Raw genomic sequence first — 25,546 nt, 5'->3', positions numbered from 1 at the left:
GCATAAAAGATTGAAACGGAGAGCAGGAAAGAGCTCCAAAAAAAAAGCTCATACTATATCATAGTACAAGCTTCATATATTAAGGTATAAATTAGAATTTAAGGTTTTGCAGATAATTTGGTCTCCCAATATTCGTTTAACTTATCAATATTTACAGGATTAGCAGCTGGTTGGTTTAAAAGTCTTCCTGATTCGAAGGCTTCTTTAAGAATATTTTCTATCAGATAATCTTCATTTGACTCAAATGGTTGGTATTGCGATTTTAAATTAATATCAAAAACACTGGCAGCAGTATTAGACCAAAAAGCTTTCCAACCGCTTTTTAAAGTTTTGACCAACTCGAATGTGGTTTTTCCTGTTTGCCTATGAATCAATTTGACCAAGATACGACCTTGACTTCGGGATAATTTTTTAAGTCTAGCTTCAAATTCATTAGTAAGATAGTCTTCTACTATTTTAAAATACTTTTTCTTTTCTCTTTCAGAAGAAAGTCGAGCCATTCCTTTATTTAAATTAGTCAATCTGTCGGCTGCTAATTTAGCATACGGATAGGTTCTATAAACGCGGCTTTGTAAAATAAGATATTGCTTTCTTGCTTCGGGATCTTGTTTTTCTTTTAAAATTGTAATTTCAGGTAGCTTTATGGTATCATCTAATATACTATCCTTTTCTGTCAACACATATCCCATAGCATTTGGATCATAAGGAGTACCTCCCTGACTAAAACCAGAAAATGACAACAATAAAAAGAATATTAAAAAACAAATAGATTTCATAAAGATAATATTTTGCTGTAAAATTATACATTATATACACAACTGTAATACCAAATTTATAATTTAGCAAAAAAATATTTTTATGAGTACAAAATCGATATTAAACAATGAATCAATGGCTTTTTTAGAAAGCTACCTTAATAATGCTTCACCCACAGGTTACGAAAGTAGCGGACAAAAAATATGGATGGAGTATCTAAAACCTTATGTTGACACTTTTATAACGGATACCTACGGAACAGCTGTGGGAATTATCAATCCAGATGCTCCTTTTAAAGTAGTTATTGAAGGTCATGCTGACGAAATTTCGTGGTATGTGAATTACATTACCGAAGACGGTTTGATTTACGTAATTAGAAATGGTGGTTCTGATCATCAAATTGCACCTTCAAAACGTGTAAACATTCACACTAAAAATGGTATTGTAAAAGGCGTTTTTGGTTGGCCAGCCATACACACTAGAAATAGAGACAAGGAAGAAAACCCAAAAATCAGCAATATTTTTATTGATTTAGGTTGTGAAACTAAAGAAGAAGTAGAAAAATTAGGCGTTCATGTAGGCTGTGTGATTACTTATCCTGATGAATTTATGATTTTGAACGAAAACAAATTAGTTTGTCGTGCGATTGATAATCGAATGGGAGGTTTTATGATTGCCGAAGTAGCTCGTCTTTTACACGAAAACAAAGTAAAATTGCCTTTTGGATTGTATATTACTAATGCTGTTCAGGAAGAAGTAGGTTTACGTGGTGCTGAAATGATTACACAAACCATTAAACCAAACGTAGCTATTATTACTGATGTCTGTCATGATTCTACTACTCCAATGATTGATAAAAAAATTGAAGGAGAAACAAAAATCGGAAAAGGTCCGGTAATAACTTATGCGCCAGCGGTACAAAATAATTTAAGAGACTTAATTATTACTACTGCCGAAGAAAAAGAAATTCCTTTTCAACGTCTCGCCTCTTCTCGTGTTACTGGTACTGATACTGATGCTTTTGCTTACAGCAATGGCGGAGTGGCTTCGGCTTTGATTTCACTTCCGTTGCGTTACATGCACACCACTGTGGAAATGGTACATAAAGAAGATGTGGAAAATGTGATTAAATTAATTTACGAAACCATACTTAAAATAGAAAACAACGAAACTTTTTCTTATTTTAAATAATATTTAGAGCTAATCCTGCTATCCGCTTTATCTTTTGTCCCAAAAGCTGGGACAAAAGGATATCGCTACTATTAAGGCTAAAAAAAGTCCGTAATTCCATATTAGAATTGCGGACTTTTTTATTGTAAGAAAACAAAACAGACTGTTCTAAAAAATTAAGGACAGTCTGTTTTCTAAATTGATTGATTAACCGTATTATTTTTTACTGTTTTTGTAACTTAAATAAAATACCTGAGGTAATACTGTTAATGATAATATCATACAAATCAATAAACCTCCCACAATCATAATAGCAAGTGGTTTTTGGATTTCTGAACCCATTCCAGTCGAAAGTGCTGCTGGTAAAAGCCCTAATGATCCCATCAAAGCAATCATAACAATGGGTCTAATTCTATTGTAAACACCATTTTTAATTGCTTCTTTAAGAACCATTCTTTTGGCTAGATTTTCTTTTATAATTCCAATTAAAACAATACTATCAATAGCACTAACACCAAACAAAATGATGAATCCAATTCCTGCTGAAATTCCAAACACAGTACCTGTAACCCATAAGGATACAAAACCACCAATAAAGGCATAGGTCATTGTACTTAGAGCTATAAGCGTATCTTTGAAATTACCAAAATTAGCATACAACAAAAACAAAATAAGGACTAATACAACAGGTACAATTAGTGCTAATTGCGTTGTGGCTCGTTCTTTACTTTCAAATTCACCTGCCCATTTCATTAAATTTTCTTTAGGCAATTTTACATCCTTAGCTACTTTTTTTTGTGCTTCTGTTATAGTACTACCTAAATCCCTACCAGCAATATTAAAGCCAATGGCAATGTATCTGCTATTCCCTTCACGGTAAATAAATGTAGGTCCCGTTTTATAGTCTATTGTTGCTATTTCTTTTAATGGAATTCGTTTTCCATCCATCGTTGGGATTAATATTTTCTCAATTTTTTCTTTAGAATCCCGATACTCTTTTTGAAAGCGAATCCTGATATCAAACATTTTTTCATCATCATAGAAAGTAGATGCTGCTTGACCACCTATTGCCATAGCAATTACGGCTTGTGCATCAGCAGTTGTAATTGCATATCGTGCCATTTTTTCGTCATGAAGCTGGATTCGGAGTTCTGGTAGACCAATATTCTTATACACATTTACATCTTCAATTCCTCTAACATCTTTAATAGAATTAGCCACTTCCTGCGCCATGGATTCGAGTTTGAATAAATCATTTCCAAAAATTTTAATTACCAGCGGACTTTTAACACCCGCTACATATTCTTCAACATTATCCTGAATGGGCTGGCTAAAACCAAAATTAATTCCAGGATAAATTTCCAGTTTTTCTTTCATTTCAGAAATGAGTTCTTCTTTGCTTATTTTTCGTTTCCATTCGGATTCTGGTTTTAATTCGATATGAAATTCGATATTAAAAAAACCTGTTGGATCAGTTCCATCATTGGGTCTTCCTGTTTGCGAAAGGATGAATTTTACCTCTTCAAATTTGCTCATCTCTTTTTTCATTTCCTGAGTCAGTCGAACAGATTCATCTAAATTCACACTATTAGGCAAAGTAGCTCTTAAATAAATAGCGCCTTCGTTTAGTTTGGGGATAAATTCAGAACCATAAAAAGCAAATCGGCCAATACAAATAGCTAATAAACCAAAGAACAAGATTAGCGTGGTTTTTTTATTTTTCGTGCTCCATTGGAATAATTTGAAAAGATTCTCTCTGAAAAAACGGCTGATTTTATTTTCTCTTTCTACAATGTTTTCAGTCAACAACACTTTACACATTGCAGGAACATACGTAAGGCATAAAATTAATGAACCCAATAAAGCATAACCTAAAGTGAATGCTAGTGGTGAGAACATTTTACCTTCTACTTTTTGGAAAGAAAATATAGGTAAGAGTGCTACGATTAGAATAATTAATGCGAAGAAAATATAGGTTGCTACGCTACCTACACTTTTTTTTATGAGTCCCATTTTCGACATTTTATTGAAACGTTCCATTCCTATTTTATGTGCTTTGGTCTCCAATGTAACAAAAACTGTCTCTACAATAACCAATGTTCCTTCGAGCAATAACCCAAAATCCAATGCCCCCATCGAAATAAGATTAGCAGGTAATCCTTGAATACGCAACATTATAATTGCAAAAAGAAATGCCAATGGAATTACTGATGCCACAATAACCGTAGTCCTCCAATTATAAAGAAATATAAAAACTATCAATGATACCAATAATACACCTTCAATAAGGTTTTTACTTACGGTATGAACAGTATGGTTTACCAATTCCGTACGATCGATAAATGGAATAATTTTTACATTGGATGGTAAAATACGTTCGTTAAGTTCGTCCACACGCTCGCGTAATTTTTTAATTACATCACCCGGATTTTCTCCACGAAGCATAATCACGATTCCCTCTACAACATCATCATCCTTATCTAAGCCAGCTTGTCCTAATCTTGGCTTTGCCGAAATAGAAACATCAGCAACATGTTTTACTAAAATAGGCGTGTTTCCAACAGTTTTAATTAAAATATTTCCAATGTCTTCTACTTTATCAATCAAACCTACTCCTCTTACAACATAAGCCTGATCACCTCTCTGAATAACATCCCCTCCTACATTGATATTACTTTTAGATACGGCATCAAAAACATCTAAGGCCGAAATATCATAATTATTTAATTCGGATGGATTAATTTTGATTTCAAAAATTTTTTCTTCTCCACCAAAACTAACAACATCAGCTACTCCGGGAACAGAAACTAATTCACGCTCAATTACCCAATCCTGAAGTGCTGTAACTTCTTTTATGGGAAGATCACTTTTAATAACATATCTAAAAATCTCTCCCGTTGCTCCAGATGGCGGATCAATTTCAGGATCACTTCCTTCGGGTAAATCGATATTATTCATTCGATTTGAAGCATATTGCTGTGCATAAAAATCGTCTACATCATCATTAAATAATACAGTAACTACCGATAATCCAAATAAAGAGATAGAACGAACTTCTGCTTTTTTAGGAATAGTATTCATTGCATTAGTAATAGGCAATGTGATGAATTTTTCTACTTCTTCGGCACTTCGACCTGGCCATTGCGTGATGATTCTCGCTCTGGTATTTGTTACGTCAGGGAATGCTTCTATTGGGGTATGGATGTAACTGTAGACGCCTCCAATAAATAGTATAGCTGTCATAAAAAATATGATGAGCGAATTTTTAAGGGAAAAGGATACAATATTTTGAACAAATTTTTGCATAATTAATCGTGTCTTAACTGATTTTATTTACTGCTTTTTAGCTGATTGTCTTTTAGTTGTTCCGAAATAAGTAAATGGTTTTTAATAATTACTTTTTCGCCTATTTCAAGTCCGCTTTCAAAGTATAGCAAATCCTTGTTTTTTATTGTTGGATTGATTAGTCGTCTTTCTAAATGACAGTCATCTTTGTAGACCAGTACATAATTTTGATTGTTATCAAAAATTAATGCGCCTGCAGGTATTGCCGCCATATCCTTTTGATTTGTTTTTTTATTAATCAACACGTCTGCAGTTAAACCTGGTTTAAGCTTTAAATTTGCATTATCCATAACAATTCTTGCCTTAAGAACATGTTCATCCGATTCAAAGACTTGTGATAGTTTAGTGATTTTTCCACTAAAAACCTGATTAGGATAAGCAGGCGTGGTAATTTTTACTTCCATTCCTTCGTGAACATCTTTCAAATTCATAGAATATATATTCACCATTACCCATACTTTAGAAAGATTGGAAATAGTAAAAAGAGAACCTTCATTGTCATTAATTTGAGTTCCAGGACTCATGTTTTTTGAAACAATATATCCGTTTACGGGAGCTTTAATTTGGAAAACTGATTTTTCGCCACTGGCACTATATAAAGCTAAATTCTGTTCTACATTTTCTATCGAAGATTTTAAAACATCTACTTCGCTTTGTCCTTGAATAAGATCACTTTGAGAAGCAATTTCGTTTTCATACATCGATTTTGTGGCTTGCAGTTTTCTTTTGGCAACTAATAACTGTGATTGTAACGACTTGTGTTCGGCTTGTAAACTGTTCAATTCTGTGCTTTTGATTTCAGCTAAAACCTGTCCTTTTTTTACATAATCTCCTAGTGAGAAAAAAGTATTGGTTATTAAACCGTTGAATAAACTTGAAAATTGAACAACATCATCAGCATTGTAAGCAACGTTTCCAGTTAAAGAAAAAACTCTCTGTTACAGGTAAGATTTGAACAGTTTCAATGCTTATTTTTTCTTTTAGTTTAGGTGTCAGACAAAATTTTTCACTAGAAGCTTTTTTATCATCTTCTTTCTTTTCAGCGCATCCGTAGGCTAACAAAATAAGTGTTATGGGTAATAAAATAGTGTGTTTCATATTTTTTAGTTTAATTCTTGTCCGCTGGCATTTTTAAATTCTTCCAAACGATTATTCAATTCTTTTTGTGTGTCTAATAAAATCATCTTATTATTCAGATAGGCTTCAACATAATCCAGATAAACCAGTAGACTTATGTTTCTATTTTTAAAACTTGTTAGATAGCTGTCTAACATTTTATCCAGTTTTATTTGGTAATCAGTTCCAATGTTTTCATATAATTTTTGTACTGCTTTAAAATTGTTGTAAGTTTCAAGAATTTCAGCTTGTGCATTGTTTAAAACTTCTTGTTTATTCAATTTACTTTGCTCAACAGAAAATTGTGCTGCTTTAATATTTCCTTGATTTCTATCAAAAAAAGGCAAATCAATTGAAAAACCAAGCCCAAAGAAATTTTGCATAATATTTCCACCTCTATCATAAGATGCTTCTAATGTTATATCGGGAGTTTTTAAAGCTTTTTGATAAACATATTGGTTTTGATTGTACTTTTCGTTGAGTTTTGCTAATTTGACGTCAGGTCTATAATTTGCATCATCTGCCAGACTATTTAGAATGTTCAAGTCGTTTACAGCATTCATATCAGGAATGGCATCGTCCTGACTTAATTTTATATAACTTAGAGGAGAAAGGTGCAATAGCTTTTTCATTTCACTTTGCAGTGAATTGTTTTCTATAGTTATTGCATTGATTTCGTTAAGAAATTCTAATTCTGATGCTTTTAGTCTAATGTAATCACCTTGGCTAATATTACCTTCTTTCACTTGAATGGCATAAGCTTTAGTCAGATTCTGAACGGACTGCAATTGTTTTTGGTAAACCGTTTTTTTGGCTTGATTGTATTGCATTGCCGTAAGATTGTTACGAAATTCCATTTTTAGATTTCTCAGGAAATTTTTGTAATATTCTAATGCCATGTCAGCGCCGACTTTTTCAATGGCAATCATTTTTTTACGCTTTCCCGCGGTATAGACTAGCTGTTCTAAACTGGCACCAAATTCCTGAAAACGACCATAATTTCCCCAAATTGCAGGTAATTCCTCAGAACCTGTATTACGCCAAAGATTAAATTCATTAATCGAAAAGGTAGGATTTGGCCATAGTTTTGCCTGAATGATTTGCGCTTGGGCAATATCAATATTTAACCTTTCAGCAATCAAACTGAGGTTATTTTGTAGAAATAGAGTTTCGGCATTCTTTCGACTTAAAAGAATAGTATCGTTTACTGCATTTTGTGCAGTTGCCAAAACTGAAAAAAGAAAAACAAAGGGTAAGATAAATTGTTTCAAAGCTTGTGATTTAATAATAAGCAAAGTTATTGCCCTTGTATTAAACCCATCTTTAAACCAAATTAGAAAGAAGTAAGAACGGTATTAGAAACTGATTAGAGTTTTGCAAAAGTGATAATAACTTCAGTTCCCTCGTTCTCTTTTGAAGTTATTTGAAAGTTAATATTATTCTTAGCAAATAAAATGGAAGCTAGAGAAAGTCCGATACCACTTCCCTGTACTTTTCCAACATTACTGCCTCTGTAAAAGGTTTCTCGAATGTGCTGCAAATCATTTTCTTTAATTCCCCTTCCAAAATCCTTAACCTTTATTTGAACTTGATTTTCGATTAATAAAAGTGATATCACAACAGGCTCATCAGAATATTTGATTGCATTTTCAATAATATTATAAACGGCAATGCTTATTTCTGACTCATTTCCTTTTACCGTAAGATTACTTTCTTCCTGTATTTCTAATTCTATACGAAGTCTGGCAGCAGAAAATTTATTAATATTGGTGATTTTGTCGCTACAATTCCAAATCAGTTCATCCACCCTAAAACTTTCTTTTTGTAGCATTTCTGATTTAAGTCCGGAAACTATCATCAAGGTATTTAGTATTTCTTCAATTTCATAAACATTGTTTAAAACCTTTGTTGTTGTTTCCTGATATTCTTGCGGAGTGCGTTCTTTTTGCGCAAAAACTTCTAAATGTCCCGATATAGATGCCAAAGGCGTTTTAAATTCATGAGAAATATAGTTGATGAAATTTTTTTGAGTTTTAAAAGTATTGGATAACCTTTGAAATAAATTATTATAGCTTTCTATTAAATTTTGAATTTCATCATTAGTATTCAAATTCACAATTTGCTGATCTAAAGATGAAGCTTCAATTTCATTCACTTGTTTGATAATATCATCGATGGGTTTGTATGCAATTTTAGATAAAAATAAACTCAAAAGATAAATAACTAATAAACCTGCAAATAATACAACAGCCATAATAATCATTAGCTGACGATTTTGAGTTTTAAATTCATAATCATTAGCTTCAATAAAAACTACAAAATCACCCTGATTATCTCGGTAAAAAACACCAAAATAAAAATGATTTTCAGATTCAAACATTACTTTTTTATTCTTTCTCGCCTTTTCTAATACCGCTGGAGTTATTGCTTGTAAACTCAGGTTCGAACCATACTGAACTTCGTTTTTTTCGTTATAAACTCCAACCGCTACATCCTTAATATTCTCGTTGTATTGTTCTTTAATTTGTTTGTGCTCACTGATCGGTAATTCGTCTTTTTCAAGATAATAAATCGCCGAAAGCAGGCAGTTTTTTTGCATATTATCATAAATTCTTTTTTCAGAACTACGATAAAATGCGACGTAAATAATTAAAGCAGCAATAATAAAAACTACGCCAAAAGTAACCGAAGAAAGAATGGTAAGTCTATTTTTAATTTTCATTTAAACCTCTTTAAGCATGTATCCCGTACCCACGATAGTTTGTAAAACTGTAGAATTGAGTTTCATTTTATTTCTCAAATAGGAAATATAAACATCCACAACATTTGTATTAGTATCATAATTAATCCCCCAAACGTTGCCAAGTATTTGAGTACGTGCTAATACTTTGTTTTTATTTTCTATCAAATACAAAAGCAATTTATATTCTCGTGGAGAAAGTTCAATCTCAACATTGTCAATTAACACTTTATGTTCATCAGTATTAACCGAAATGGTTCCGCAAGTATAGGAACTGTTTTTTTCTTCGTGATTGAATTTTGTTCTTCTTACCAGCGCATTTATTCTGGAAATTAATTCTTTAAAATGAAAAGGTTTAACCAGATAATCGTCAGCCCCAGAATCTAATGCATCTACTTTGTCATCTGCATCGCCTAAAGCGCTCAACATAATTACAGGAGTTTTTTTCTTTTTATAACGAATGAGTTTTACCAATTCAATTCCGCTAATATCGGGAAGCATAATATCCATTAAAATAATATCCCATTGCGCTGATAAAAGTAGTTCTCTGGCTTCAACCCCATTTTCAGTCAAATGAACATTGAAACCATTTTCCTGAAGCCCTTTGATTACAAAATCACTAATTCTTTTATCATCTTCAACAAGTAGGATATTCATACCATTATTTTTTTACAAACTTAACTATTTTAAAAAAGAAGCTGTATCACTTTAAACTATATTTAGGAAAACCATAAAAAAATCCGCCTTGTTCAGCACGAGACGGATTTTGAATTTTAAAGCTTTTTAGAATTATTTTTGACTGGCTAAATAAGCCACAACATTTTTTTCGATTCTTTCATTGATGTTCGAAATATCTGCTTTTACAAATTTTTCTCCAATGATATTTTCGTATAATTCGATATATCTGTCTGAAACCGTTTCGATGTATTCGTCAGTCATTTCAGGAATTTGTTGTCCTTCTTGTCCCTGGAAACCATTTTCAATTAACCAACGACGTACAAATTCTTTCGATAATTGTTTTTGTTCTTCACCATTGTTTTGTCTTTCCTGATATCCTTCTGCATAAAAATAACGAGAAGAATCCGGAGTATGAATTTCGTCAATTAAAACAATTTGTCCATCTTTTGTTTTTCCAAATTCATATTTGGTATCTACCAAAATCAATCCTCGACTTGCAGCAATTTCAGTTCCTCTTTGAAACAAAGCTCTTGTATATTTTTCTAAAACTACATAATCTTCTTCGCTTACAATTCCTTTAGAAAGAATAGCTTCTCTGGAAATATCTGCATCGTGTTCTCCATTATCTGCTTTTGTAGTTGGCGTGATTAATGGCTCTGGAAATTTATCGTTTTCTTTTAAACCTTCAGTCATTGTTACGCCACAAATTTCTCTTTTTCCAAGAGCATATTCGCGTGAAGCGTGACCTGATAAATATCCACGAATCACCATTTCCACCTTAAAAGGTTCACATAAATGACCTACAGCAACACTTGGATCTGGAGTAGCAATCAACCAGTTTGGAACAATATCCTGAGTCAATTCCATGAATTTAGTAGCAATTTGGTTCAGAATTTGTCCTTTATAAGGAATTCCTTTTGGTAAAACCACATCAAAAGCCGAAAGCCTGTCGGTTGCCACCATTACTAATAATTCGTCATTAATATTATAAACTTCTCTTACTTTTCCTCTATAAACCGATTTTTGACCTGGAAAATTAAAATTAGTGGTAGTGATTGTATTGCTCATCTAGATAGGTATTGCGTTGATTTTATAAGAATGCAAATTTAGGATTATTTTAGACAGAAAAGCAAAGAAAGTGCTGTTTACTTTTATGGCTTTTTTTGCTACAGACCTGTCTGCCGACAGGCAGGTTAAAAGGATTTTAAAGATTTAAAATTCTGCTTTTCTAAATAATTCAACCACAAAAGTCACAAAGTTTTTTATTAAACCACAAAGAGCACTATAGCATCTTAAGCTCACAAAGAAAAAAATCTGTGCTAATCTGTGTAATCTGTGGCTAAAAAATCAAATTTTATTTGGTTGCCAAACTCACATTTTTTAGTAATTTTTCTACCAAATAATTTGCAACTCCGTCTTTATGATTATTAGAAATCACTTCAAGATGAGACAATTTATTTTTCAAACTATCAGGCGCATTACCCATTACCAAACCTTTAGCAGAAGCGTTCAACATTCCTTCGTCATTATATCCATCTCCAAAAGAAACAGCCTGATCGAATTGATATCCTTCGATTGCTAAAATTTGCGCTATTGCCACACTTTTATCTACCGATTTGTCCATAAATTCCAAACAATGCGGCAAACTAAAAGCATGACTAAAAATGTCAGGATGTTTTTCCAGAATTTTTTCTCTTAACTCAATTAGTTTTCCGTGACTTTCGTGAGTAAAAAATATTTTAATCACATCAAAATCAGTCACTTCTTTATAGTTTACTAATTCCGGAACGTAATTCAGTTCCGTTTGAAATTCCAATAATTTATCGTTGTTTTTATTGGTTTGCCATACATTTTCTTTAAATAGAACGGTAGTAAAATCGTCCGGAATATCCATCTCTAAAACTGATTGTACGGCACTACTATTCATATTGGTTGAAAATAGCAATTCCTTTTCAGGAGTATGAATACGCGCTCCGTTTGAAGTCACTAAATAAATTGGAAAACCTAGAGTTTCAATTATTGGCATCGCATCCAGGTGATGACGTCCAGTGGCTACAATTATTAAATAATCTTGTTGGTGTAGTTCTCTAAAAACTTCTTTAGTATATTCTGAAATTCGGTGGTCGCTGTTTAGTAATGTTCCGTCTAAATCGCTTATAATTACTTTTATATTTTCTTGTATCATATTCTCTTTCAATCTAATTAATTGCAAAAATATTCAAAATAGAAAGAAAGCACACCAAATAATTGTTGAAATAACAGCAAATTAACGTAATGCTAATTTTATAATATCACTTAAAAACCGAATACCGTATAATTCTTCCAAACAATCGATAGCCTAGAAAATTACGCAGAACATTGAGCGCATTGGCATCAAAACCAATAGTATTGCGTTTGAATTTCTTGGGTGGATTTTCGGCAATTTTTAAAACCTTTTCAATAATTGATTGTTTTAAGTCACTATTTTTATTGGTTTTGCATTCAACTATGCTGCTTATTTTGTGCATTAATTCGTTGTAGCATTTTAAAGGAGTTGCATTGCATTTGGTTACGTTTTTTTGAAAATTAGATGGTGTATTTCCAAATTGCACTGTAGAAACGCTAATATTAAAATTCATCAATTCATACGCCATACATTCAGAGAAACTCTCCACAGCATGTTTAGTAGAATGGTAAAAACTTCCTAACGGCAAATTGACTAAGCCCGCAATGGATGAAATATTAATAAAATGTCCTTTGTTTTGTGTTCTAAAAACAGGCGTAAAAGCACGACAAACCTTTACTACTCCTAACCAGTTGACATCCACAATATTGTTAATTTCTTCATCTTCAGAAAATTCCACAAAACTCCTATACCCTATTCCTGCGTTATTAATAACTACATCTATGGTTTTATAGTCAGTCAGGATTTGTTGTTTGGCTGCAGCAATACTTTCTGTAGAAGTAACGTCTAATAAATAACATTTAATGTTTTTTACATTTTGTAGTTCTTTTCCATGTTCTAAACAGAGCATTGTAGCAATAACATTCCAGTTGTTTGCTGCAAAATGTAATGCCATTTCTTTTCCTATTCCTCCTGATGCTCCAGTTATAATTACGTTCTTCAATATTATTTGTGGTATTTATTAAAAAACTACGACCCCAATTGGGGTCGCAGCTAGAATATTATTTGATAATTTTTATTTGACTATTAATAAAGTTGTGGCAAAACAACAAAATTTGCGACAGATTAAAAAGATTTTCACCGATTACTTTAATAATCATTTAGAAAATCTATGAATCAGTGGTGAAAAACTTGTTATACAATTTATAATTTAATCCACATTTTCAGTATACTTATAAGCGTCAATTACCTTTTTAACTAATCGGTGTCTTACAATATCTTTATCGTCAAGATAAATGATTCCAATTCCTTCAATGTCTTTCAAAACCAATAACGCTTCTTTTAATCCTGAAATGGTTCTTCGAGGTAAATCAACCTGTCCTGGATCGCCTGTAATCATGAATTTTGCGTTTTTTCCCATACGGGTTAAAAACATTTTCATTTGCGAATGGGTTGTATTTTGTGCTTCGTCCAGAATTACAAACGCATGATCTAAGGTTCTTCCACGCATGAAAGCCAATGGTGCAATTTGGATAATTCCTTTGGTAATATATTCTTCTAATTTTTCATTCGGAATCATATCACGCAAAGCATCATAAAGCGGTTGCATGTAAGGATCTAATTTTTCTTTCATGTCTCCAGGGAGAAAACCTAAATTTTCTCCTGCTTCTACAGCCGGACGTGTTAAAATAATTCGTTTTACCTGCTTTTCTTTCAATGCTTTTACCGCCATTGCCACACCCGTATAGGTTTTACCCGTTCCGGCTGGTCCAACTGCAAAAACCATGTCGTTTTTATTAATTGTATCAACTAATAATTGCTGGTTAGGTGTCATGGCTTTTACAATTTTGCCACCTACTCCATGCACTAAAATTTTGTCATTCGGACTCATTTTTTTGTCGTCTTGAACATCTCCTAAAATTACACGCTCAATTACATTGTCATCAATGTTGTTGTAGCGGGTAAAATGAAGCATTAATCTTTGAAAACGCCTTTCGAACTCGTCCAGAATGTCTTTTTCTCCAAATGCTTTTAAAGTTGTCCCTCTGGCAACTATTTTTAATTTTGGATAATATTTTTTAATGATTTCAAGATGAGTGTCTTGAGCACCCCAAAACTCTTTTGGAGCGATGTCTATGAGCTCGATGATTCTTTCGTTCAAAGGGTATAATTTTATAATATTATTAAATCGGTTAAAATCTAATCCTAAAGGTTCTTATACCTTAGGTTTTATTTGGTTAATATTTAGAATTTGTTTTTGCTTTTTTGCTTTTTTGAATTTACTATTATTAGCTTTGCATTTCTCAAATTTAATGAAAATTAAGTTTAGATTTCACCAATAGTTATAAACAAAAATATGTCAATAATTACCCTTACTACCGATTACGGCTTGAAAGATCACTTTGTAGGTGCACTGAAGGGGAAAATTCTATCTGAATACTCAGAAGCTCAAATTATTGATATTTCGCATGATATAGACCCTTTTAACACCGTAGAAGCCAGCTATATCATTAGTGCTGCTTATGCTAGCTTTCCTAAAGGAACCGTCCACCTCATTGGGGTTGACATGGAATTAAATAAAGAAAATCTACACATTGTAATGCAATGGAACGATTCGTATTTTATTGCTGCCGATAATGGGATTCTAAGTATGCTTTCGCAAAAAATAGTTCCGCAAAAAATCGTAGCTATCAATATTCATGACCGTTTGCCTAGTGATGCTTCGGGATTGGATGTTTTTGTAACCGTGGCTTGTCATATTGCCAAAGGCGGTTTGCTCAACGTAATTGGTAGAGAAATCAACTCAGTTAAGGAAGTGACGGAAATGAAAGCCGTAACCGCAAATGACAATAACAGTTTAAAAGGTCACGTTATTTACATCGATCATTTTGGGAATGTGGTGACCAATATTACCAAGAAACAATTTCTGGAAGTAGCTAAAGGCCGACCGTATGAAATCCAGATGAAGACTAAAAATATTAAAACCATATTACCCAATTATTCGGCAATTGCTATTTCAGACAAATATCCAATTAAGAATTACGAAGGCGAAAAACTCGCTATTTTCAATGAAGCAGGTTATCTCGAAATTGCCATTTTTAGAAGCAATCCATCCAAAATTGGTTCAGCAAGCAGCTTATTAGGACTCAATTATCGTGATGCCGTTACTATCGAATTTAAGAATTAATATTTTCAAATAACCAAACTAACAAATACACGAATCAATACATGAAAGCCTTATTATTACGTGAAATTAAATCCTTTTTTGGTTCTCCCATAGGCTATTTAGTTATCGCCATTTTTCTAATCATTAACGGATTATTTCTGTGGGTTTTTGAAGGCGATTACAATATTCTAAATTCGGGTTTTGCCGATATGACTCCCTTTTTTACGCTTGCGCCATGGATTTTAATTTTCTTAATTCCTGCTGTAACCATGCGTTCTTTCTCTGACGAAAGAAAACAAGGAACACTTGAATTACTATTAACTAAACCATTGTCTATTTGGCAAATAGCAAACGGAAAATTTCTTGGAGCTGTATTACTAATCATCATCGCTATTATTCCAACATTTATTTATGTAGCAGTCATTTCGGATTTAGGAATGCCCGAAGGCAATATCGATATGGGAAGCACTATAGGTTCTTATTTCGGACTTTTATTTTTAATTGGCGCTTATACCGCTATCGGAATTTTTACTTCTACTCTTTCAGATAACCAAATTGTAGCCTTTATTCTGGCTGTTTTTTTGTGCTTCTTTTTCTATTTTGGATTCGAAGGTTTCTCTTCCATCATTCCTTCTTTTTCGTCATTTATTTCAGTTTTAGGAATGCAAAATCATTTTAAAAGTATGAGCCGCGGCGTAATTGACACTCGTGATATTATTTATTTTGTAAGTCTTGTAGTGGCTTTTCTTTCGTTTACTGTTTACCAACTTAAATCTTTTAAACTGTAATGATAGCTGCTAAAAAAAGAAACTTACAATCAGTATTGATTACCCTTGCAATTCTGATAATTTTAAACCTAATTGGAAATTCGTTTTTTCACCGATTTGATTTAACTAAGGACAATCGTTATACCTTATCTGAAACTTCTTTAAATATTATCAAGCAGGTAAAAGAACCGCTTTCGATAAAAATTTATATGGAAGGCGATTTGCCTGCTGAATTCAAAAGATTACAACAGGAAACCCGAGAATTAGTCGAAGAATTTCAAGCGTATAATTCGAATATTAATTTCGAATTTGTAAATCCTCTGGAAAATAAAGATGCCAGCATGGACAACATAAAAACGCTGTACATGAAAGGATTAACACCTGTAAATATTACGGTGGACGACAAAGGAAAACAATCCCAAGCTATGGTTTTTCCTTGGGCAATTGCAGTTTATCAAAATAAGGAAGTGAATATTCCGCTATTGAAAAACATCATGGGCGCTTCAACTACCGAAAAAGTAATTGGATCGGTACAGCATTTAGAATATTCCATTGCCGATGCTTTGAATAAAATCACCAAAGAAAAACAAAAAAAGATTGCTGTAATTAAAGGAAATGGCGAAATCCAGGATGTTTTTATTGCTAAGTTTCTTTTACAAATAAGAGAGAGTTACCACATTGGTCCATTTACCTTAGATTCTGTTGCTAAAAGTCCCGTTAACAGCTTAGAAGCATTAAAAAAATACGATTTGGCTATTATTGCCAAACCTACCGAAGCATTCTCTGATGCTGAAAAACAAGTTTTAGACCAATTCATTATCAATGGTGGAAAAACGATTTGGTTAGTCGATCAGGTAACGGTTGAAATGGACAGTTTGTACAACGATGCCGGAGCTACTCTTGCTTTTCCAAGAGATTTGAATCTAAACGATATGTTTTTTAAATATGGTATTAGAATCAATCCTGATATTGTAAAAGATGAACAAGGAAGTCCTATAAAACTGGCTACTGGCGAACAAGGAAGTGCGACGCAATACCAGGCTTTCAATTGGAAATTTGCGCCTTTGGTTTATCCAGAAAGCCAACATCCTATTGTGAAAAATTTGGGTGGGATCAAATTTGATTTTGCTAATCCAATGGATACTTTAAAAAACGGAATAAAGAAAACAGTACTGCTAAAATCATCTCAATATTCTAAAAAAATTGGAACACCTACCGAAATTAATTTGAATATTGTAACCGAGGAAACCAGCCCAAATCACTACCCAAATACAGGAAATCTTCCAATGGCAGTTTTATTGGAAGGCAACTTTCATTCGGTATTTCAAAACAGAGTTTTAGCTTTCGACCAAAATAATTTTGAAGCCACAGGAAAAGCCAGTAAAATGATTGTGATTTCGGATGGTGATATCATCAAAAATCAATTGGATAAAAATTACGAACCTGTCGAATTAGGTTTTGATCAACGTTCTGGAAATTTATACGATAATAAAGATTTTCTGCTCAATTGCGTCAATTACTTGCTGGACGATACGGGACTTATTAACATTCGATCAAAGGATTTGGATTTGCCATTACTGGATAAAGAAAAAGTATATGAAAATTATACCCAGACGCAAGTCATAACTATCGGGCTTCCAATTCTAATTTTAGCAATTTTTGGACTTGTATTTGGCTTTTTAAGAAAGCGTAAATACAGCAGATAGATGTTAATAAAAAATTTTCAATACTAGATTTGTTTACGATATATTTGTAAAAGTGTATCATTTACCAATTCTATAAAAAGATACTCTATTCCAATAAAAAAACAAATATAATCTTCATATGAAATTTATAGTATCGAGTTCGTACTTATTAAAGCAATTACAAGTTTTAGGAAGCGTCATTAATAGCAGTAATACGTTGCCTATTCTGGATAACTTCTTATTTGAATTAGACAATAATGAGCTAACCGTTTCTTCGTCTGATTTAGAGACTACAATGTCTGCTACTTTAGCTATCGATTCTACCAGTGTAGGTAGTGTTGCTGTACCTGCTAAATTGCTTTTGGAAATCTTAAAAACATTTCCTGAACAACCCTTAACTTTTACTGTTGAAGAGAATAACACTATAGAAATTAGTTCTAATTCAGGAAAATATGCCTTGGCTTATGCTCCAGGAGAAGAATTCCCAAAAGCAGTCAACCTTGACGAACCTTCCGTAACTTTAGTTCCTGCTGATGTATTAGCTACAGCGGTAAGCAAAACTATTTTTGCAGCTGGAAACGACGATTTACGTCCAGTAATGTCAGGAGTGTTTTTCCAGTTTTCTCCACAAGGTTTGACTTTTGTTGCTACAGATGCTCATAAATTAGTAAAATATGCCCGTACAGATGTTACTGCATCTCAGGTAGCTGATTTTATCATGCCAAAGAAACCTTTAACAATTCTAAAAAATATTCTGTCAACATCTGATGCTGAAGTAAAAATCGAATATAACGATTCGAATGCTACTTTTTCTTTTGATAACTACGTATTAATGTGTCGTTTGATTGATGGAAAATATCCAAATTACGAAGCGGTAATTCCAAAAGAAAATCCAAATAAATTAATGATTGACCGTTCTCAATTTTTGAGTTCTGTACGTCGTGTGGCTATTTTTTCGAACAAAACTACGCACCAAATTCGTTTGAAAATTGCGGGTGCTGAATTGAATGTTTCTGCTGAAGATATCGATTATTCAAACAAGGCCGAAGAAAGATTAACTTGTGATTATCAAGGAGATGACATGCAAATAGGTTACAATTCCCGTTTCTTAACTGAGATGTTAACTAACCTACAATCAGATATGATTATGCTGGAAATGTCGTTGCCTAATCGTGCCGGAATTTTAACTCCAATTGATGGATTAGAAGATGGCGAAACAGTAACTATGCTAGTTATGCCTGTAATGTTAAATAGTTAAACAAATCTTAAAAAATGATGGGTTTTATTTTTGATTTAAAAATAAAATACTTATCATTGTAAAATATTACGCTATTAACCAACCATTTTTTATATTTAAAAAAACCGCGATTCCTCCTAGAAAAGCGGTTTTTTTTGTTTTATAATTACTGAATAAAGATTGATTTTTTTTACCACATAAGTCATATAAGTTTATAAAACTAAGATTACCGTTCTGTATATCTACTACAGAACATATAAGTCAAACTTTAAGTACTTAAATTTTTAATTTTTGACTCGAGCGACAGCGAACAGACGAAGCAATTTGCGGTCAAATCTAAATTCTAAATTTAGTTTAACATCAAATAATTTCCATTTTCTTCATCAAAAACGTAGCGCTTTTATTTTTACAAATTCCTTTTCGAAGTTTATAATCAAAATGAAGATCATCATTTTTTATTTCGACTTCAAAACAGTTATTACTTAATATTTCGGGATATTCATTGGTAGTCAAACAAACTTCAATATCGTGTGTTGCAATAACTCCAATGGCTTTTTTAGCAATTACTTTTTTAAGAACTTCAATAGTTCCGTTACGTTTATCATCGGAATTAGTTCCTCTTAAAATTTCATCCAATAATACAAAAGCGGGCTGAACTTCTAAACCATCCATAATTTGTTTCAAACGTTTTATTTCGGCAAAGAAATAGGATTCACTATCCGACAAAGAATCTGATAATCGCATAGAAACCAAAACTGGCAAAGGATGTACCTGAGCCTCACTCGCACAAACTACAGAACCCGTTCCTGCTAAAACCATATTGATTCCTAAACTTCTCAAAAAAGTACTTTTACCCGACATATTGGAACCGGTCAAAATCACAAATGATTGAGGATAAAACAGCGTGTCATTCCCTACTCTAGTTTCGGGATTCAATAAAGGATGACCAAGATTTGAAAAATTAATTTTATAATCGGAATTCAATTCCGGATAAGCAAATTCAGGATTATTATAGGAAAAATTAGCCAGACTATTCAATTTTTCGAATTCGCCAATTACAATTAACCAATCTTCAAGAACTTCAGAATGTTCTTTTTTCCAATTCAATAAGGCTTTTAAAACATGAAAATTAAAGAGAAAAGTACCATTGAAAACTGTGGCTGTAAATAAATTACCAATAGTATCCATTCTTGAAAACAACTCTGATAATTTTTTCAAATGCGTACTCGCATTAGTTGATTTGAATTGTAGTCTTTTTTGTAAATCGATTAACTTTTGAGAATGAAATTTTTCATCTTCAATTTTTTTAACTAACAAACCGTATTGGGCAATAATCTTATCGATGTTTTCAGCATTCGCAATTTCGCTTTGAATGCGTTTGATAAACTTTCCCAAAAACATTAAATTAATAATAAATATATACGACAAACAACTTAAAAAAACGGTGCTGCTAGTAATCAAATAAGTAATTAATGTTCCTAAAAACAACGCAGGAAAAACATAAGAAAGAATGATAGTTGTTTTTGATAAATCGGCACTGGAATTTTTATTCCATTTCAACAAAGTCTCATAACTGTTTTGATTGTCCTGACTTACTTTGGCTAAAGCCAAAAATTCCTGTCTCCAATCTAATTTCTGATTCAATTCTTTAATTGACTGCTGATTATCTACAATCTCCTGATTAGAAACTTTATGTAGTAAAGAAGCAGCTAATGTCTTTTTTCCAATAAAAGTTGCAGTTCTATTGAGGTATTGAAACAACGAATTTGCTCCAAAAATATCCAAATCGTAAGCATACGGATGATGATAGTCTTGAAATTCTTCACCATTTTCAAAAGGGATTTTTTCTCTTTTTAGAAACGAAATTTCATCTTCATTGATTTTTATCAATGCTTTCGTTAAAAGTCTTTGAAAAGACAAACGAGAATGAATTCGCATCAAAATCAAAAAAGAAGCAAAAAACAACACAGCCAAAAGAACCCAAAATCCTTCCAATTTTTGAATGTAAAAATAGATTGAAGTTAAAAACAAAAAAATACTCAACAATCGGAACAAACTGATGGAATTGTATTTTTTGTTGATTTTGCTTAATTCGCTAGTAAAAAAAGTAACCTTAGATTTATAAATGTCCATAATGTATCAAATGAAAGACAAATATAAACCAGGCTGATAAAAAAGTAGAAAATATTTCGTTAAAAAACAACTATTCTATAGGAATAGCCAAAATAGGAATATCCAAACTGGCAGCACAATCCTTAGTCAAACTATGATGGAATAAGTTTTCGAAAAAACTGCGTTTGTATGTTAGCATAGTCAAAACATTTATCTCTTTATATAAAATAAAATCAAGAATACTCTCTTTGACATCATCACTAAAAACCACATTAAATTCTACTGTATCACTGACAAATTCATTTTCCCATTCTTTTATAGTTTCCTTACTAACATCCGAAGAATCGGTTTTAACATAAAGACATTTCACTTTTGCATCTAGCTTTTTAGCTAATTTTAAAACTTTCTTCAACGCTTTTTTGTCTTTAGGTCTAAAACGGGTTGTAAATGCAATATTTTTTATGCTTTTAAATTTAGCATTGACTGGAACACTAAAAACAGGAATATCCACATCTGAAATAACTGCCGTTGTATTCGTTCCAAATAAAGCATCTATCCAGCCTGTTGCTCCTTCTGTTCCCATAATTACATAATCAATTTTGTCTTCTTTGATTGCTTTTTCAACGGCAAACATCAAACCTCCGTCCATTAAGCGGTGAGTCATTCTAATATCGCCTAGATTTCGTTTTTGAGCAATTGCTCGAAGTTTAGGTAACTCGTCTTTAAAATGTTCAAATTCAGCTAATTCTATCGATTCATAAATAATCATGTAATTTTCAGGAAAATATTGATTGTCGTAAATAGGCAATTCGAAAGCGTGTAGCAACACCAACTCCCCATCAATACTTTTAGCAAATTCTAAGGCGTGTACAAAAGCATTCGTTGCTGCTTCAGAAAAATCGGTAGGAAATAAAATGCGTTTCATTGTAAATGAGTTATAGAATTAAACATAAAGAACAAAATAAAGATACAATTTTAACGCTGGAATTCCCAACAAATTGTGGTTTTATATTCGCACGCCAAACAATACTTCATTAGATTTAGTACCTTTGCAGCCAATAATTAAGAAAATGCTAAACAACGATTCCATAGTAGCACTAGCCACACCTTCAGGAGCTGGAGCAATTGCCATCATCCGAATTTCAGGTCAAGAAGCCATCCGTATTGCCAATGCCGTTTTTAAGTCAATTAAAAATAAAGATTTAACAACGCAAAAAACACATACACTGCATTTAGGACATATTGTTGATGGCGCTAAAACCTTAGATCAAGTATTAGTTTCTATCTTTAAAGGACCTAACTCTTACACAGGCGAAAATACTGTTGAAATTTCGTGTCATGGCTCTACTTACATTCAGCAGCAAATTATCCAATTATTGCTACGAAATGGTTGCAGAATGGCTGATGCAGGCGAATTTACGTTACGTGCTTTCCTGAACGGAAAACTAGATTTATCTCAGGCAGAAGCCGTAGCCGATTTGATTTCGTCAGACAATGAAGCTTCACACCAAATTGCAATGCAGCAAATGCGAGGCGGATTTTCGAACGAAATTGCTAAACTGCGTGAAGAATTATTGAATTTTGCTTCTTTAATCGAACTCGAATTAGACTTTGCTGAAGAAGATGTCGAATTTGCCGACAGAAGTCAGTTTAACGAATTATTGAACCGCATCGAATTTGTTTTAAAGCGACTGATTGATTCATTTGCCGTAGGAAACGTAATCAAAAATGGGATTCCTGTAGCCATTGTGGGTGAACCCAACGTTGGAAAATCTACTTTATTAAATGCTTTATTGAATGAAGAACGTGCCATTGTTTCCGACATTGCCGGAACCACTCGTGATACCATAGAAGACGAATTAGTCATTGGTGGAATTGGTTTTAGATTCATTGATACTGCGGGAATCCGTGAAACTAAAGATATTGTAGAAAGTATCGGAATCAAAAAGACTTTCGAAAAAATAGAACAAGCACAGGTAGTTTTATATTTGGTTGATAGTTATGAGTTATCGGTGGTGAGTTTAGAAGCACTTAAAATTGAGATTGAAAAAATTAAAAACCAATTTCCACTCAAACCACTTTTAATTGTCATCAATAAAATGGATTTACTTTCTGCAGAAAAAATTAATTTAATTGAAACCCAACTCACAACACACAACACACAACTTCAATTTATTTCTGCTAAAAACAAAGTAGGAATTAATGAATTGAAAAACCAACTCCTTTCTTTTGTTAACACAGGTGCTTTACGAAACAACGAAACAATCGTTACCAATACAAGACATTACGATTCTTTATTAAAAGCTTTAAATGAAATCCAAAAAGTAAAATACGGACTAGAGACTAACCTTTCCAGCGACCTTATGGCATTAGATATTAAAGAAGCTTTATATCAATTTGGAACCATAACTGGCCAGGTCACAAATGATGAATTACTGGGAAATATTTTTGCTAATTTTTGTATCGGGAAGTAACAAAACATTACAAACCATCATATTTCTACGTTTCAAGCGCTATAAACAAAGAGATTCTAAAAATTCATAGATAACTTTGTTTACCCTTATTTACTATATTCAGTCTACTAATTGTACTACTATGTTTTGAAATCAGAGTTTTTTCAGGAACTTTATACTACCATAGTCTGTAAAACCTTATGAGTAAAGGAAGGTTACTTTCGAATTTTGATTTACTAATAAAACAATGGTTTTCAATGCAGTAACTAAATAAAATATTGTAATGAGTCATCTGACTATCAGAAGAAAATGTGTAGTATTTAATGAAGAATTTACCTCAAAAAGTAGTAAAGATATCTATTGTTCTAAATTATGTTTTAAGAGAAATTGGAGGAAACAACAAAAAGAAAATATTATTGTAGTTCCAAAGGTTAAACCAATTATAGCCAAAGATGATTTACTTTCAAAACATTATTTATCGGTTAAAGAAGCTGTTGTTTTCTTTGAAATTTCAGAAGTAACTTTAAGACGATTAATAAAATAAACAACACAAAATATGTTTCTTTGAAAAACAGATATTTATTTTTGAAGTTAGATTTAAAGAGAATTATTTATTGTTAAGTTTTTTTGCGGAGAATAATTGCTGTTTTAGTCATATTTTTTTAACCTGAATTACTTGAACATTTTCGTTTTGGTTTCTAGTAAATTCAAATACTTTTCTTTCATATCGGGTGACAGAAAAGATATTTCAAGTAGTTCTTTCCATTTTGGAGTTGCTTGTTGCATTTGTTGCAGTATGTTCGCAATTGTTTTTTCGTTAAGTTGGAGTCTTTCTTTAGCATAATAGTCAACAAAATCAATTGCTTTTAAATTACTCTTTTTTCCTTTCAAGGTCAGTGCAATTTCTTCTTCAGGATTTTTAATTGCTATGGTGGAATTTAAAAAATCATATGCAGGAGTAAGCGTTGTTTTACCATTTTTAGTTATCAAGGAAAAGTTTTTCAAATGCATATCTTCATTTCCAGTTACATAACAAAAAAGAATTCTTTTAAAAAAATCTGCTTTTTCGATAGCTGGAAATGAACAAAATTCGTCAAGTACAGGAATCAATTTTTCCATTGTAAAACGATATTTTGTATCTCGTGTATTTGCTGTTAATTGGGCAAAATCTTCTGTTGCCAATTTTTTTCCTTTTCCATATCGGTCAAAACGCTTAATAAAATAAGACAAACTACCGTCTTTAGCATATACCATACCGTGAAAAGGAACTTCTAAACCAAACACCTTAGCCATTCGCATGGTCACATCTTCATTTTCTGGCAATTGTGGAAATAAATCATTCTGTGGTTTTATAATATACGTTCCAAATTGATCTACAATTTTAAATTCTTGGTCCACTATTGAAATAGCTGCACTAAGCTTTGGTTGAACCCCTTGAATAGATAGCTTTTTAGCTCTGTTAGCCGCTTCCTGACGAAGTTCAACTGCTGTATAGGGTAAATCATTTAAGTAAGTTAATTTAGGAGCTATCATTCGAAGTCCTTTTTCGCTGTACTTATCTGTTCCACATAATTCATAAGTAATGGGACATCTATTCATCTTCCATCAATTTAACCGTTACTGCTCCAACTAAATCATTTCCAGTTGCTATCAATTGAGAGAAATAATCATTTTTGTCAATTTTCACAATGCGTAGTAACCCTTCTAACATGACACCTTCAGGTAATAAACCTTCAAAAAAAGGAGGAAAGGATTTGTAACCATATTTTTTATGACTTACAGGCATAGTCAATGAAACAGCATCACCTTCATAATTTTCATCATACTCGAAATGATAATTATTTGAGGTGATTTCTGTTAAAATTCCAGCTCTTTTTCCGTGTACAAATACGATTGCTTTTCTCATGATTATTTAGTTAATGGACTTTTGAATTCTATTTTGATATTCAAAACCCGAAGTACTGCCAATAGATTGTTCCAGCGAACTGTTTCTTTATTTTTTTCAATATCAAAAACAGTAGTCTTCCCTACTCCTGCTAAGTTCGCTAGTTCAAGTTGTGTCAATCCTGCTTTTTTTCGATGCTCTTTAATTAAAGCGCCTAAATCAAAATCATTCATTTTATACTGTTTTAACGGTAAAAATAATCATTTTAATAATTAGTTAAGTTAAAACAGATTAAAATTTTATTTTTTTTACTGTTATTACAGTAAATTTTA

General features: G+C 32.3%; 22 protein-coding genes and 1 pseudogene. 7 read left to right on the top strand and 16 right to left on the bottom strand.

Annotated elements, in window-relative coordinates; genetic code table 11:
* Positions 1–98: 98 nt before the first annotated feature.
* On the bottom strand, positions 99–776 hold the full coding sequence (locus AAGV33_RS13050; RefSeq protein WP_373392481.1) for a DUF4294 domain-containing protein: 678 nt from the start codon (positions 774–776) through the stop codon (positions 99–101).
* Positions 777–858: 82 nt separating this feature from the next.
* On the opposite strand from AAGV33_RS13050, the gene AAGV33_RS13045 reads away from it, so the two are divergent.
* On the top strand, positions 859–1,947 hold the full coding sequence (locus AAGV33_RS13045) for a M42 family metallopeptidase (protein ID WP_373392480.1): 1,089 nt from the start codon (positions 859–861) through the stop codon (positions 1,945–1,947).
* A gap of 195 nt (positions 1,948–2,142) precedes the next feature.
* Here the strand turns inward: AAGV33_RS13045 and AAGV33_RS13040 are convergent, their stop codons facing one another.
* The 10 genes and pseudogenes from AAGV33_RS13040 to AAGV33_RS12995 all read right to left on the bottom strand — a co-directional run bounded on the left by AAGV33_RS13040 (position 2,143) and on the right by AAGV33_RS12995 (position 14,070).
* Positions 2,143–5,232: an efflux RND transporter permease subunit gene (locus tag AAGV33_RS13040; RefSeq protein WP_373392478.1), complete on the bottom strand. Its 3,090-nt coding sequence runs from the start codon at positions 5,230–5,232 to the stop codon at positions 2,143–2,145.
* Positions 5,233–5,255: 23 nt separating this feature from the next.
* Positions 5,256–6,143: pseudogene (locus tag AAGV33_RS13035) on the bottom strand (efflux RND transporter periplasmic adaptor subunit); the annotation flags it as partial.
* Positions 6,144–6,165: 22 nt separating this feature from the next.
* Positions 6,166–6,369: a hypothetical protein gene (locus AAGV33_RS13030; RefSeq protein WP_373392477.1), complete on the bottom strand. Its 204-nt coding sequence runs from the start codon at positions 6,367–6,369 to the stop codon at positions 6,166–6,168.
* A 5-nt stretch (positions 6,370–6,374) separates the two neighbouring features.
* Positions 6,375–7,658, bottom strand: coding sequence for a TolC family protein (locus AAGV33_RS13025; RefSeq protein WP_373392475.1), 1,284 nt, complete (start codon positions 7,656–7,658; stop codon positions 6,375–6,377).
* Between the two features lie 95 nt (positions 7,659–7,753).
* Complete coding sequence (locus tag AAGV33_RS13020) at positions 7,754–9,109, bottom strand: ATP-binding protein (RefSeq protein ID WP_373392474.1); 1,356 nt, start codon at positions 9,107–9,109, stop codon at positions 7,754–7,756.
* Complete coding sequence (locus tag AAGV33_RS13015; RefSeq protein WP_373392473.1) at positions 9,110–9,784, bottom strand: response regulator transcription factor; 675 nt, start codon at positions 9,782–9,784, stop codon at positions 9,110–9,112.
* Between the two features lie 132 nt (positions 9,785–9,916).
* Positions 9,917–10,873 (bottom strand): phosphoribosylaminoimidazolesuccinocarboxamide synthase, encoded by a 957-nt coding sequence (locus tag AAGV33_RS13010; protein ID WP_373392472.1) that lies wholly within the window; start codon positions 10,871–10,873, stop codon positions 9,917–9,919.
* Positions 10,874–11,159: 286 nt separating this feature from the next.
* The gene (locus tag AAGV33_RS13005) at positions 11,160–11,990 is read right to left on the bottom strand and encodes a Cof-type HAD-IIB family hydrolase (RefSeq protein WP_373392471.1); all 831 of its coding nucleotides are present in this window, start codon (positions 11,988–11,990) and stop codon (positions 11,160–11,162) included.
* A 106-nt stretch (positions 11,991–12,096) separates the two neighbouring features.
* Complete coding sequence (locus AAGV33_RS13000; protein WP_373392470.1) at positions 12,097–12,912, bottom strand: SDR family NAD(P)-dependent oxidoreductase; 816 nt, start codon at positions 12,910–12,912, stop codon at positions 12,097–12,099.
* Between the two features lie 207 nt (positions 12,913–13,119).
* Positions 13,120–14,070 carry a PhoH family protein gene (locus tag AAGV33_RS12995; protein WP_373392469.1) on the bottom strand — a complete coding sequence of 317 codons (951 nt, stop codon included), beginning with the start codon at positions 14,068–14,070 and terminating at the stop codon, positions 13,120–13,122.
* Between the two features lie 195 nt (positions 14,071–14,265).
* Between AAGV33_RS12995 and AAGV33_RS12990 the strand changes: the two genes are divergently transcribed.
* The 4 genes from AAGV33_RS12990 (at position 14,266) to dnaN (ending at position 18,785) form a co-directional block, all read left to right on the top strand.
* Positions 14,266–15,096, top strand: coding sequence for an SAM hydrolase/SAM-dependent halogenase family protein (locus tag AAGV33_RS12990; protein ID WP_373392468.1), 831 nt, complete (start codon positions 14,266–14,268; stop codon positions 15,094–15,096).
* Between the two features lie 41 nt (positions 15,097–15,137).
* Complete coding sequence (gene gldF / locus AAGV33_RS12985) at positions 15,138–15,863, top strand: gliding motility-associated ABC transporter permease subunit GldF (RefSeq protein WP_373392467.1); 726 nt, start codon at positions 15,138–15,140, stop codon at positions 15,861–15,863.
* The gene (gene gldG / locus AAGV33_RS12980; protein ID WP_373392466.1) at positions 15,863–17,548 is read left to right on the top strand and encodes a gliding motility-associated ABC transporter substrate-binding protein GldG; all 1,686 of its coding nucleotides are present in this window, start codon (positions 15,863–15,865) and stop codon (positions 17,546–17,548) included. Before gldF ends, gldG begins: the two co-directional genes overlap by 1 nt.
* 118 nt (positions 17,549–17,666) lie before the next feature.
* Entirely contained in the window at positions 17,667–18,785 is a 1,119-nt protein-coding gene (dnaN, locus tag AAGV33_RS12975; protein ID WP_373392465.1) for a DNA polymerase III subunit beta, read from the top strand.
* Between the two features lie 339 nt (positions 18,786–19,124).
* On the opposite strand, the gene AAGV33_RS12970 is transcribed toward dnaN, so the two are convergent.
* The gene (locus tag AAGV33_RS12970) at positions 19,125–20,897 is read right to left on the bottom strand and encodes a MutS-related protein (protein WP_373392464.1); all 1,773 of its coding nucleotides are present in this window, start codon (positions 20,895–20,897) and stop codon (positions 19,125–19,127) included.
* A gap of 70 nt (positions 20,898–20,967) precedes the next feature.
* Positions 20,968–21,801, bottom strand: a complete 834-nt coding sequence (locus AAGV33_RS12965; RefSeq protein WP_373392463.1) for a universal stress protein — start codon at positions 21,799–21,801, stop codon at positions 20,968–20,970.
* Positions 21,802–21,946: 145 nt separating this feature from the next.
* On the opposite strand from AAGV33_RS12965, the gene mnmE reads away from it, so the two are divergent.
* Together mnmE and AAGV33_RS12955 are read left to right on the top strand one after the other, a co-directional pair.
* Positions 21,947–23,350 carry a tRNA uridine-5-carboxymethylaminomethyl(34) synthesis GTPase MnmE gene (mnmE, locus tag AAGV33_RS12960; protein ID WP_373392462.1) on the top strand — a complete coding sequence of 468 codons (1,404 nt, stop codon included), beginning with the start codon at positions 21,947–21,949 and terminating at the stop codon, positions 23,348–23,350.
* 262 nt (positions 23,351–23,612) lie between these two features.
* Positions 23,613–23,873 carry a hypothetical protein gene (locus AAGV33_RS12955; protein ID WP_373392461.1) on the top strand — a complete coding sequence of 87 codons (261 nt, stop codon included), beginning with the start codon at positions 23,613–23,615 and terminating at the stop codon, positions 23,871–23,873.
* Positions 23,874–24,001: 128 nt separating this feature from the next.
* On the opposite strand, the gene AAGV33_RS12950 is transcribed toward AAGV33_RS12955, so the two are convergent.
* From AAGV33_RS12950 to AAGV33_RS12940, 3 genes are read right to left on the bottom strand one after another with little or no spacing between them, the layout of a single operon-like run.
* On the bottom strand, positions 24,002–24,928 hold the full coding sequence (locus AAGV33_RS12950; RefSeq protein WP_373392459.1) for a HipA domain-containing protein: 927 nt from the start codon (positions 24,926–24,928) through the stop codon (positions 24,002–24,004).
* Positions 24,921–25,235: a HipA N-terminal domain-containing protein gene (locus AAGV33_RS12945; protein WP_373392458.1), complete on the bottom strand. Its 315-nt coding sequence runs from the start codon at positions 25,233–25,235 to the stop codon at positions 24,921–24,923. Before AAGV33_RS12945 ends, AAGV33_RS12950 begins: the two co-directional genes overlap by 8 nt.
* A gap of 2 nt (positions 25,236–25,237) precedes the next feature.
* A complete protein-coding gene (locus tag AAGV33_RS12940) occupies positions 25,238–25,447 on the bottom strand; it encodes a helix-turn-helix domain-containing protein (protein ID WP_373392457.1) in 210 nt (69 codons plus the stop codon).
* Between the last annotated feature and the right edge of the window lie 99 nt (positions 25,448–25,546).

This window comes from Flavobacterium magnesitis (assembly GCF_041729735.1).
Lineage (GTDB): Bacteria > Bacteroidota > Bacteroidia > Flavobacteriales > Flavobacteriaceae > Flavobacterium > Flavobacterium magnesitis.
This window is presented reverse-complemented; position numbering and strand designations above follow the sequence as displayed.